The sequence below is a fragment of the Streptomyces sp. NPDC048516 genome, from assembly GCF_043199875.1.
Lineage (GTDB): Bacteria > Actinomycetota > Actinomycetes > Streptomycetales > Streptomycetaceae > Streptomyces.
This window is the reverse complement of record NZ_JBICWS010000039.1, coordinates 18,182-29,560: the sequence shown is the minus strand read 5'-3', so window position 1 is coordinate 29,560 and position 11,379 is coordinate 18,182. Positions and strand designations below refer to the sequence as shown.

At 69.6% G+C, this 11,379-nt stretch carries 9 protein-coding genes; 5 read left to right on the top strand and 4 right to left on the bottom strand.

Annotated elements, in window-relative coordinates; genetic code table 11:
* Nucleotides 1–91: 91 nt before the first annotated feature.
* The 3 genes from ACGFR7_RS36515 to ACGFR7_RS36505 form a co-directional block, all read right to left on the bottom strand.
* Entirely contained in the window at nt 92–970 is an 879-nt protein-coding gene (locus ACGFR7_RS36515) for a DUF4429 domain-containing protein (protein WP_393328115.1), read from the bottom strand.
* 206 nt (nt 971–1,176) lie between these two features.
* Nucleotides 1,177–2,391 carry an alpha/beta hydrolase gene (locus tag ACGFR7_RS36510; protein ID WP_393328112.1) on the bottom strand — a complete coding sequence of 405 codons (1,215 nt, stop codon included), beginning with the start codon at nt 2,389–2,391 and terminating at the stop codon, nt 1,177–1,179.
* A 213-nt stretch (nt 2,392–2,604) separates the two neighbouring features.
* On the bottom strand, nt 2,605–3,258 hold the full coding sequence (locus tag ACGFR7_RS36505) for a TetR/AcrR family transcriptional regulator (RefSeq protein WP_393328109.1): 654 nt from the start codon (nt 3,256–3,258) through the stop codon (nt 2,605–2,607).
* Between the two features lie 115 nt (nt 3,259–3,373).
* On the opposite strand from ACGFR7_RS36505, the gene ACGFR7_RS36500 reads away from it, so the two are divergent.
* Nucleotides 3,374–4,975, top strand: a complete 1,602-nt coding sequence (locus ACGFR7_RS36500) for an MFS transporter (protein WP_393328106.1) — start codon at nt 3,374–3,376, stop codon at nt 4,973–4,975.
* Nucleotides 4,976–5,559: 584 nt separating this feature from the next.
* Nucleotides 5,560–5,976, top strand: coding sequence for a peptidase inhibitor family I36 protein (locus ACGFR7_RS36495; protein WP_393328103.1), 417 nt, complete (start codon nt 5,560–5,562; stop codon nt 5,974–5,976).
* Nucleotides 5,977–6,149: 173 nt separating this feature from the next.
* On the opposite strand, the gene aceE is transcribed toward ACGFR7_RS36495, so the two are convergent.
* Nucleotides 6,150–8,882, bottom strand: a complete 2,733-nt coding sequence (gene aceE / locus ACGFR7_RS36490) for a pyruvate dehydrogenase (acetyl-transferring), homodimeric type (protein ID WP_393328100.1) — start codon at nt 8,880–8,882, stop codon at nt 6,150–6,152.
* 516 nt (nt 8,883–9,398) lie between these two features.
* Here aceE and ACGFR7_RS36485 point away from each other — a divergent pair.
* From ACGFR7_RS36485 to ACGFR7_RS36475, 3 genes are all read left to right on the top strand, one after another.
* Nucleotides 9,399–9,830 carry a DUF3052 domain-containing protein gene (locus ACGFR7_RS36485; RefSeq protein ID WP_030081424.1) on the top strand — a complete coding sequence of 144 codons (432 nt, stop codon included), beginning with the start codon at nt 9,399–9,401 and terminating at the stop codon, nt 9,828–9,830.
* A 147-nt stretch (nt 9,831–9,977) separates the two neighbouring features.
* A complete protein-coding gene (locus ACGFR7_RS36480; RefSeq protein ID WP_393328096.1) occupies nt 9,978–10,436 on the top strand; it encodes a peroxiredoxin in 459 nt (152 codons plus the stop codon).
* 179 nt (nt 10,437–10,615) lie between these two features.
* Nucleotides 10,616–11,191: a TerD family protein gene (locus ACGFR7_RS36475; protein ID WP_086721103.1), complete on the top strand. Its 576-nt coding sequence runs from the start codon at nt 10,616–10,618 to the stop codon at nt 11,189–11,191.
* Nucleotides 11,192–11,379 lie beyond the last annotated feature (188 nt).

Genomic DNA, 11,379 nt, shown 5'->3' with positions numbered 1-11,379 from the left:
ACGATGCCCGGCCCTTCAAATGGACCAAGACCGCCGACCAGATCCTTGACCGGATCTGCCGCTACTGCTCACGCATCTCCGAACCAGATCACTAGAGCTCCGCCAGCAGCTCGGCCTTCTTCGTGCTGAACTCGTCGTCGGTCAGCAGGCCGGCCCCGTGGAGCTCGCCGAGGTGCCGTATCCGGTCCGCGATATCGGCGGGGTCCCGGCGCGCGTCCCCGGTGCGGCGGCGCGGTTCGTTCTCCGGCGTCTCCTGCGCCGGCTCGGCGGCGCGTACGGCCTGCAGTACCGAGGCCGCGAACGGCAGCGACTCATGGACGGGGCCGTACCCCAGCCCGAACACCACCGCGGCCGGATCCTGGTCCGCCTCGCCCGTCCCCGGTTCACGGGCACCGCGCTCCAGCAGACGCAGATAGCCGTTGAGGATCTCCGGCGACCGCCACTCGACCCCGGCCAGTTCGCCGACCGGGAAGCTCTGGTCGCCGCACTTCCACTTCGCCGAGGACGCACCCGTCCAAAACCACCGGAAGGCGACCGAACGGCCGTCGAAGGACGCCTTGCCGTCGTACGCCTTGAAGTGCAGCGGGGGCTCCGGCGCGGCCACCAGGTGGCGGTCGGCGCATTCCTTCGCATCGGGACCGAGCGCCGTGCGCAGCTCGTCGGCGTAGTACTCGGCCAGCGTCCCGCGTTCAGCCGGCAGCACCAGCCGGTACGGATCGGCGTCCTCCTTGAGCTGTCCGTCCGCCGCCTCCATCAAGGGGTCGGCGCCGGTCCGGGGCATGGCATGCAGCACCACCGTGCCGCGTCTGCCTCCGGTCACCTCGACGGAGCTCAGCGCCTCGTACGGAATGCGTCGCTCGCCGAGCGCCTGGAACAGCTTCGGCTTGCGGATCCCCCGTTCGAAGCGGATGAGTACGGAGTCCGTGTCGAACTCCCAGACGGCATGAAAACCGGCCAGCACATCACCCATGCGGTTCATCGTATGCGGGCCGTTGCCCACCCGTCCCCCTTCCGGACACCTCGGGGCGTCTGCCGAAGCTACGCGCGTCACGCCGGCCACCCGCTGCGTTCCCTGTGTGGTGGACGTCCCCGGCGCCGGGTGCGGTTCCCGCGGGCACGGCCCGTCCCCGGGCGCCGGGCCGTGCCCGCGGAACCAGTCGTGCGGGCCGACGGCCCTCAGACGAGACCCGAACTGCAGTGCGGGTCATCGGTGGCGCAGGAGACGGTGCTGGTCGCGCCCACCCCGACCAGGGCGAAGTTGCGCAGGCTGCGGGTGCCGGGCGCGAAGTAGCCGGCGTGGCCGACCGCGCCGTCGGCCGACAGGACCCGTGAGCCGAAGGACGGATCGACGGGGTCGGCGCCGTGGCCGAGCCCGCCGACCTCCAGGTTGGGCACGTCCTGGATCCAGTCGTCGGCGTCCCGCATGGCCCAGACGCGGGCGTGGGTGCCCAGCCCGGAGAGGCTGTCGGCCCGCATGCCGGGGCTGCCGGCCACCGCGATGTCCTCGACGTTGGACGGCAGGTCACGGGCCGCGACGCCGCACACCACGGACCCGTAGCTGTGGCAGAACAGCGAGACCGCGTCGGAGGAGGGCAGTGCGTCCACCAGGGCGCGCAGCCGGACGGCGCCGTCCGCGGCGAGCTTCCCGGTGGCGGCCTCGACGCCCATCCCGCCCGGCGAGGTGTAGTCGGCCCAGGCGATCACGGCGGTACGGGTGCTCGGCCGGGCTTCGCGCTCGGCGCCGTAGAGGGACCGCGCCATGCCGACGGGGGCGGTGTTCGCCCGCGCGGTGCGCTCGAAGGTCGACAGGTTGGTGTCCACGCCGGGCACCACGACCGAGACCCGTTGCGCCGCCGGGAGGTTGCCGAAGACCTCGGCGGCCCGGCCGTCGCCGGCCGGATCGAAGGCCAGGATCTGCCGGGCGGGGCTCATCATCGACTCGAAGCGGTGCATCAGCCGGCCCGCCTCCTGGCGGCCGACGGGGGTGAGCCGGCGGTCGTGCATCCGCTGTTTCTCGATGCCGCGGGCGTCGTCGATGGCCATCCGGTTGGCGCGGTAACGCAGCGGTACGGGGGCGCCGTTCATATTGCCCACGACCAGCGGATAGCGGTCGGCGAGCTGCCGCTTCTCGCCACCGGTGAGCTTGGCGAAGAAGCCCCGGAGCGCGGCCGGCGAACCGTCGGGGTCGGGCAGCGGGCGACCGTGGAAGGCGGCGTGCTGCCAGGCGGTCTTGGCGGTGGCCAGCGGATGGGCGTCTTCCTTGGTGCCTCTGACGGCCGTCCAGCCGGTGAGGGCAAGCATCACGAACACCACCGCCAGGGCGAGCGCGGCACGCCAGACGGAGGACTGCAGGAAGCTGGAGGAGGGGCCGAGGCCCGGGAAGGAAGTCACCGCGTGCCACCCTAGAAGAAGCGGAAGGGTGCTTGCTGTGACCGTGAGTGAGATCACGTTTCACGGTGGGTATTTCGACCAAACCGGACACTTGTCGTTCGTTTTCCGTGCTCAGCCGTGCAGGAGCGACCTCATGGGGTACCCGGAGTGATCGCGGAAAGGTGAATTCCGGTTACGGCGAGTAATGAGTGCCCTGCCGTGGCGAGGGCGCGCTCACCTCGCCCGCCAGTCGCCCTCCATCGCCGGCCCGATGTGGTCCAAGTAGGACTGGGTGAGCCGGCGGATGGATGCCACGCTGCAGTCCTGCCCCTCGCCCCACACCTTGCCGGCCACCCGCATCACCCCGCTGAACGCGGCAACCAGCACCCGCGGCCGCGGATCCGCGTCCACGTCCAGTCCCTCGCGCCGGGCGATCAACCGCGCGATCTGCTCCTCCAGTTCGGAGGAGCGCCGCAGATGCGCGGCGACCAGGGCGGGCGTCGACTCGATCATCCGGAACGAGCGCATGTGCAGCTCCACCGGAATCACCGACTCGATGGCGCTGCCGATGTCGTCCCAGGCCACCATCACGGCGGTGCGCAGGGCGGTGAGCGGGGCCTCGGTCGCGGGCCGTGCGCTCAACTCGTCGACGAAGCGGGCCTCGACCATCTCCTGGACGGCGAAGACGACGTCCTCCTTGTTGGCGAAGTAGCGGAAGTACGTCCGCTGGGAGACGTCCACCGCCTCCGCGATCTCGTCGATCGTCGTCGCCTCGTACCCCTGCTCCGTGAACAGTTCGAGGGCCGCGCGGATCAGCGCGTCGCGGGTGCGCTGCTTCTTGCGTTCCCGCAGGCCCGTGGGTGCCGCATGCGGCGTCGGGTCCGCCATCCTGAGCCGCCTTTCCGTGGTGTTCTCGCTGCTCAGGTTACCTGTGAGCGAAATGACAGTTACCGACTCATGATTTGCTTTGTCAACTGTCAGCGGCTGACATTAGCCTCGTCCTATGAGTTCTCAGACGCCCGTCGCCGTCGCTGCGCCGGACCTTCCCGCACCAGAGCCCTCGAAGGGGCTGCGCGGCCATCCGTGGCTGACCCTCTTCTCCGTCGCGATCGGCGTCATGATGGTCGCCCTGGACGGCACGATCGTCGCCATCGCCAACCCGGCCATCAAGGCGGACCTCGGTGCGTCGCTCGCCGACGTGCAGTGGATCACCAACGGCTACATGCTCGCGCTGGCCGTCTCGCTGATCACGGCCGGCAAGCTCGGCGACCGCTTCGGCCACCGCCAGACCTTCCTGGTCGGCATCCTCGGTTTCGCCGCCGCCTCCGGCGCCATCGGGTTCTCCCACGAGGTCGCGCTGGTCATCACCTTCCGTGTCCTGCAAGGCCTGTTCGGCGCGCTGCTGATGCCCGCCGCGCTGGGGCTGCTGCGCGCCACCTTCCCGGCCGAGAAGCTCAACATGGCGATCGGCATCTGGGGCATGGTCATCGGCGCCTCCACCGCCGGCGGGCCGATAGTCGGCGGACTGCTGGTCGAGCACGTCAACTGGCAGTCCGTGTTCTTCATCAACGTCCCGGTCGGTGTGCTGGCGCTGGTCCTCGGCCTGGTGATCCTCAAGGACCACCGTGCGGAGAACGCCCCGCGTTCGTTCGACATCCCGGGCATCGTGCTGCTCTCCGGAGCGATGTTCTGCCTCATCTGGCCGCTGATCAAGGCGTCGGAATGGGGCTGGGGCGACATGAAGACCTGGGGCTTCGTGATCGCCGCGGTGGTCCTCTTCGCGCTGTTCGCCGTACTGGAGGCCAAGGTCCGCGAACCGCTCATCCCGCTGCGGATGTTCCGCTCCCTGCCGCTGACCGCCGGCACGGTCCTGATGGTGCTGATGGCCTTCGCCTTCATGGGCGGCCTGTTCTTCGTGACGTTCTATCTGCAGAACGTCCACGGCATGACCCCCGTGGACAGCGGTCTGCACCTCCTTCCGCTCACCGGCATGATGATCGTCGGCTCGCCGCTCGCCGGCGCTTTGATCACCAAGCTCGGCCCGCGCATCCCGCTGGTCAGCGGCATGATCCTCACCGCCGTCGCGATGTACGGCATGTCCGGCCTGGACACGCACAGCAGCACCGGTCCGATGTCCCTCTGGTTCGCGCTGCTGGGCCTCGGCCTCGCGCCCGTCATGGTCGGCGCCACCGAGGTCATCGTCGGCAACGCCCCGCTGGAGCTCTCCGGCGTCGCCGGCGGCCTCCAGCAGGCCGCGATGCAGGTCGGCGGCAGCCTCGGCACGGCCGTGCTCGGCGCGGTGATGGCCTCCCGTGTCGACAACGAACTCCCGGACAACTGGAAGGCGGCCGGCCTCCCGCCCGTCCCGCCCGCGAAGGCGTCCCAGCTCTCCGACGCGGTCTCGGCAGGTATCGCCCCCGTGCCGAAGGGCACCCCGCCGGAGTTCGCCCAGAAGATCACCTCCGTCGCCCACGACACCTTTGTGTCCGGCATGGGCCTGGCCTTCACGGTCGCCTGCGGTGTGGCGGTCGTTGCCGCCGTCGTCGCCGTCTTCACCAAGCGCGGCGCGAACGCCGAGGCGGGCGCCGGGGTCGGCCACATCTGACCGGGCCCCGGCCGCACGCCACACCCTCCGCGGCGCCCGGCGGTTGACCGCCCCCAGCGCGGGGGCGGGCCCGGCGTCTGACGCCCCGACGCCCGGCGCCCGCGCGCGGCAGGTTACGAGGCTCGTCCTCGTCCGGCCGCGCGCCGGGGCGTGGTGCCGTCAACCGCGGGCGTCAACCGGCCGTCCCGGACCGGGTCCGGACCCTCCCGCCGTGCGCCCGGCGGGAGTTGGCCCTGCCGCGGGGCCGCTCCCTCCGTCGCATCCCTCATCCGGATGAGCCGGCGCGGGAACCGGACCGGGCACCGGCCTCCTCCGGGAGCCTCGGGTGCCTCCCGGACCCCTGCAGGCCATGGGGCGAACGGTTTCCGCACCCCCTCCCCGCCGGTCCGTCCACGTCAACGCCGCGCACCGAACGCCCCACGCCGGGCCGTTCCGCTTGTCCACATCCCTGATCCGGGTGGCTGTGCCGCCACGGCCTTGGCAACCGCGCCGCGCCCTCGCGAAGCTCGACACCGCAGCACCCGCCGCGGGCAATCCGCCCGCTGCAAAACGCCATCGTCGTACTTCACGGGGGAGAGATTCCTATGCGTCTGCGTCTGCGTACGCCCCACACCACCGCGCTCCTCACCGGCCTCGCCGCGCTCACCGCCGCCCTCGCCGTCCCGCCGGCCCTCGGCACCCCGGCTGCGCACGCGGCCCCAGGCGGCCGCGCCGCCGCCCCGGGCCACTGCGCGGCAGGACAGCTGTGCCTGTGGCCGAAGGCGGACTTCGGCGGCACGCGGCGGACCTACGAGCTGTCCGACACCGACATCGAGAGCTGCACCCCGCTGCCCAAGGGGACCAGTGCCGCCGCGCTCGCCAACCGGACCGGCCGGCCGGTGACCACCTACCAGAGCGAGGAATGCGCCGAGACCGCCGAGTTCGACACCTATCCGGGCGGCGGCAGCTGGGTGCCCCGGTCCCCTTACCGGGTACGGGCGTTCAAGGTGTGGGAGCGCTGAACCGGCCGCCCACGGACCTCCCCGCACGCCCCGCCGCACCCCGGGGAACACGGCCCCCGCACGCGCCGCCCGGCCACGCACCGCCCCACCGCACACCACCGCGCCCCCCGGCCGGCGAAGGTCGCTGGCCGAGGGGCGCGGCAAAGGGGATGCGGCAGCCTGCCGCGGAGGGGTCAGGCGTCGCCGCCGGCCTCACCCGCGTCGGCGGCCGTGACGTCCAGGAGCTGGTAGCGGTCGATCGCCTGCTTCAGCAGCGACCGGTCGACCTTGCCCTCCCTGGCGAGCTCGGTGAGCACGCCCAGGACGATGGACTGGGCGTCGATGTGGAAGAAGCGACGGGCCGCGCCACGGGTGTCCGCGAAGCCGAAGCCGTCGGCGCCCAGCGACTGGTACGTGCCGGGAACCCAGCGCGCGATCTGGTCGGGAACCGCCCGCATCCAGTCCGAGACCGCGATCGTCGGACCCTCGGCGCCCTGGAGCTTCTGCGTCACGTACGGGACGCGCTGCTCCTCCTCCGGGTGCAGAAGGTTGTGCTCCTCGATCTCCACCGCGTCACGGCGCAGCTCGTTCCAGGAGGTCGCCGACCAGACATCCGCCTTGACGTTCCACTCGTCCGCGAGGATCTGCTGGGCCTCGACGGCCCACGGCACCGCGACACCCGAGGCGAGGATCCGGGCCGCGTGCTCGCCCTTCTCGCCGGCCTTGATGCGGTGCAGACCCTTGAGGATGCCCTCGACGTCGACGTCGGACGGCTCCGCCGGGTGCTGGATCGGCTCGTTGTAGACGGTCAGGTAGTAGAAGATGTCCTCGGCGTTCTCGCCGTACATCCGCCGCAGACCGTCCTTGACGATGTACGCGATCTCGTAGCCGTAGGCCGGGTCGTAGGAGACACAGGCCGGGTTGGTCGAGGCCAGCAGCTGGGAGTGGCCGTCGGCGTGCTGCAGACCCTCACCGGTCAGCGTCGTCCGGCCCGCGGTCGCACCGAGCACGAAGCCGCGCGCGAGCTGGTCGGCCATCTGCCAGAACTGGTCGCCGGTGCGCTGGAAACCGAACATCGAGTAGAAGACATAGACCGGGATCAGCGGCTCGCCGTGCGTCGCATAGGCGGAGCCCGCCGCGATCAGGGAAGCGGTGCAGCCCGCCTCGGTGATGCCGTCGTGCAGCATCTGGCCGGTCGGCGACTCCTTGTACGCGAGGAGCAGTTCGCGGTCGACCGACTCGTACTGCTGGCCCAGCGGGTTGTAGATCTTGGCCGACGGGAAGAACGCGTCCATACCGAAGGTGCGGTACTCGTCGGGCGCGATCGGCACGAAGCGCTTGCCGATCTCCTTGTCCCGCATGAGGTCCTTCAGGACACGGACGAACGCCATGGTCGTGGCGATCTTCTGCTGCCCCGAGCCCTTCTTGGCACCCGCGTAGGCCTTGTCGTCCGGCAGCTTCAGCGGCTCGGCGCGCACGACACGGGTGGGCACATAGCCCCCCAGCCCCTTGCGGCGGTCGTGCATGTACTGGATCTCTTCGGAGTCGCGGCCCGGGTGGTAGTACGGCGGCAGGCCGTCCTCCAGGTCCTTGTCCGGGATCGGCAGGTGCAGCCGGTCACGGAAGCCCTTGAGGTCCGCGACCGTGAGCTTCTTCATCTGGTGGGTCGCGTTGCGGCCCTCGAAGTTCGGGCCGAGCGTCCAGCCCTTGACGGTCTGCGCGAGGATCACCGTCGGCTGGCCCTTGTGGGCCTTGGCCGCCGCATACGCCGCGTAGATCTTCTTGTGGTCGTGACCGCCGCGGCCCAGGTGCAGGATCTGGTCGTCGGTCATGTTCTCGACCATCGCCCGCAGCCGGTGGTCGTCGCCGAAGAAGTGCTCACGGATGTACGCACCGGTCTCGGTGGCGTACGTCTGGAACTGACCGTCCGGAGTGCTGTTGAGCTTGTTGACCAGGATGCCGTCGCGGTCCTGCGCGAGCAGCGGGTCCCAGCTGCGGTCCCACACCAGCTTGATGACGTTCCAGCCGGCGCCGCGGAACTGCGACTCCAGCTCCTGCATGATCTTGCCGTTGCCGCGGACCGGGCCGTCGAGGCGCTGCAGGTTGCAGTTGACGACGAAGGTCAGGTTGTCCAGGCCCTCACGGGCGGCGATGGACAGCTGGCCGAGGGACTCGGGCTCGTCCATCTCGCCGTCGCCGAGGTAGGCCCAGACGTGCGACTTGGAGGTGTCGGCGATGCCGCGCGCCTCCATGTAGCGGTTCATCCGCGCCTGGTAGATCGCGCCGAGCGGGCCGAGGCCCATCGAGACGGTCGGGAACTCCCAGAAGTCCGGCATCAGCCGCGGGTGCGGGTAGCTGGACAGGCCGTTGGGGGCCTTGGACTTCTCCTGCCGGAAGGCGTCGAGCTGGGCCTCGGACAGGCGGTCCAGGAGGAAGGCACGGGCGTAGACACCGGGCGAGGCATGGCCCTGGAAGAAGATCTGGTCGCCGCCGTCGCCCTCGTCCTTGCCCCGGAAGAAGTGGTTGAAGCCCACGTCGTAGAGGGAGGCGGAGGAGGCGAAGGTGGCGATGTGCCCGCCGACCCCGATGCCCGGGCGCTGGGCGCGCGAGACCATGACCGCGGCGTTCCACCGGGTCGCGTTCAGAACCTTGCGCTCGATCTCCTCGTTGCCGGGGAAGAACGGCTCGTTCTTGGTCGCGATGGTGTTGATGTAGTCCGTGCTGCGCATCTCGGGCACGGCCACCCGCTTCTCGCGCGCGCGCTCGATCAGGCGGAGCATGAGGTAGCGGGCACGTTCCCGGCCCCGCTCGTCGACGGCCGCGTCGAGCGAGTCGAGCCACTCCTGGGTTTCTTCGGGATCGAAGTCCGGGACCTGGCTGGGAAGGCCGCCAATGATGATCGGGTTTCGATCGGATCCGGAAGCCACGCTGTTCCTTCGTGTTCGGTTCGTTTCGTGCTCTGCAAGATGATTGCTGCTGCGCACGGGACGAATGCTGTCGCTGCCTTGGTGTCGCGCCGTCTCCATCGTGTACCGAGCCACTGGGATACGTCACCTCTACCGATGGGTAACCCATCCGTAGAGAGATGGCGCTGAAAAGGCCGATTTCTCGGGTCGGCCAAATCGCAACCATACGCCCATGTCGAAAGTGCTTCGCGTACGGACGTGCGGGCCCCGAAACCGGGTCCGCGGCCGGCCGTCGCCCCCCGAAGGGACCAGTCCCGCGCAAGTACCCGATAAACTTCACAGAAAGCTGTGGCGTGAATCACTTCAGCCTGGCCTGCGGGGGTCGTGCTTGCGGCGAGACGCCTCGAAACGTCACCGTTTCGGCGGTCTGGACCGCCGGGTACTTGCGCGATCCGCCCGGCCCGTGTGGACTACGCCCAATGCTCCGCGCACGCGCGGGGTCCCCGAGCATTTCCGAAACATGACAGGAGGCAATCCGTGAGCGCGACCGCGGACCACGCGGAGGAGCGGACCAACCCTGCCGCCAGGCTGGGGTTCGAGCCCGGACAGGTGGTCCAGGAGATCGGCTACGACGACGACGTCGATCAGGATCTCCGCGAAGGCATTGAGACCGTGATCGGCCAGGATCTCGTCGACGAGGACTACGACGACGTGTGTGACGTCGTTCTGCTGTGGTTCCGCGACGAGGACGGCGACCTCACGGACGCGCTGGTGGACGCCATCGGGCTGATCGACGAGGGCGGGCAGATCTGGCTGCTGACCCCGAAGACCGGCCGCGACGGCTACGTCGAGCCGAGCGACATCAATGAGGCCGCGCAGACCGCGGGTCTGTCCCAGACCAAGAGCATCAACGCGGGCAAGGACTGGGCAGGCAGCCGACTGGTCACGCCCAAGGCCGGCAAGCGCTGAGCCGTACGGTCTCACCATTCGCCACCGAGCCCCCTCCGCCTGTTCCGGAGGGGGCTCGGCCCTGTTCAAGGCGGGTTCCCCGGACGTGCACCGCGGCGCGTAGGGTTGGCCGCGTCCTGTTGAGTGTGAGCGGAAGGGAAGCACCCCATGGCGATCGAGGTCGGCACGAAGGCTCCGGATTTCGAGCTGAAGAACCAGCACGGCGAGCTGGTCAAGCTCTCCGACTTCCGCGGCGAGAAGGCCGTCGTCCTCCTCTTCTACCCCTTCGCCTTCACCGGCGTCTGCACCGGCGAGCTCTGCGCGCTCCGTGACGAGCTGCCGAAGTTCGTCAACGACGAGGTCCAGCTGCTGGCCGTCTCCAACGACTCCCCGTTCTCGCTGCGCGTCTTCGCGGAGCAGGAGGGCCTGGAGTACCCGCTGCTGTCGGACTTCTGGCCGCACGGCGAGGCCTCGCGGGCGTACGGCGTCTTCGACGAGGAGAAGGGCTGCGCGGTGCGCGGCACGTTCATCATCGACAAGGAGGGTGTGGTGCGCTGGACGGTCGTCAACGGCCTGCCCGACGCCCGTGACCTGAACGAGTACGTCAAGGCGCTCGACACGCTCTGAGGCGGCGCACTCTCCCTGGCGCCCCCGGAGCCCCTGCGCCCACCGGGCCGAATCCGCACTGATCCAGGTGCGGTATCTGTAATCGGTGGGAACCGGTCACTAGGATCAATTCGTTGATCCGATGCCATGCACGATGGGGGCGCAATCTTTACGTACCCCTCGAATCTATGGGAGGACTCGTGGGAGTCAGCCTCAGCAAGGGCGGCAACGTCTCGCTGACGAAGGAAGCCCCCAATCTGACCGCCGTCGTCGTCGGTCTGGGCTGGGACGCGCGTACGACCACCGGTACGGACTTCGACCTGGACGCCAGCGCCCTGCTGACGAACGACCAGGGCAAGGTGGCCAACGACCAGAACTTCGTGTTCTTCAACAACCTGAAGAGCCCGGACGGTTCGGTCGAGCACACCGGTGACAACATCACCGGTGAGGGCGAAGGTGACGACGAGCAGATCAAGGTGAATCTGGCCGCTGTGCCGGCCGATGTCTCCAAGATCGTCTTCCCCGTGTCGATCTACGACGCCGAGACCCGCCAGCAGAGCTTCGGCCAGGTCCGCAACGCCTTCATCCGCGTGGTCAACCAGGCCGACAACAACGAGCTGGCGCGCTACGACCTGAGCGAGGACGCCTCGACCGAGACCGCCATGGTCTTCGGTGAGCTGTACCGCAACGGCGCCGAGTGGAAGTTCCGGGCCATCGGCCAGGGCTACGCCTCGGGTCTGCGCGGCATCGCGCAGGACTTCGGCGTCAACGTCTGATCGACCGGAGCCGAGGGGATCCGTGAGGATCCGACGGGAACCGCCATCTGATCGTCGACGTCCGCACCGGGCAGTGCCACCGCAGGGGCTGCCGGGCCAGGAGTGACCGCGTCCGGCGCCGTACGCCCCCGAGGGGGAGTGCGGCGCCGGACGTGCAGGAAGGGAAGCGGGCCGCGCCGGGCACGGCC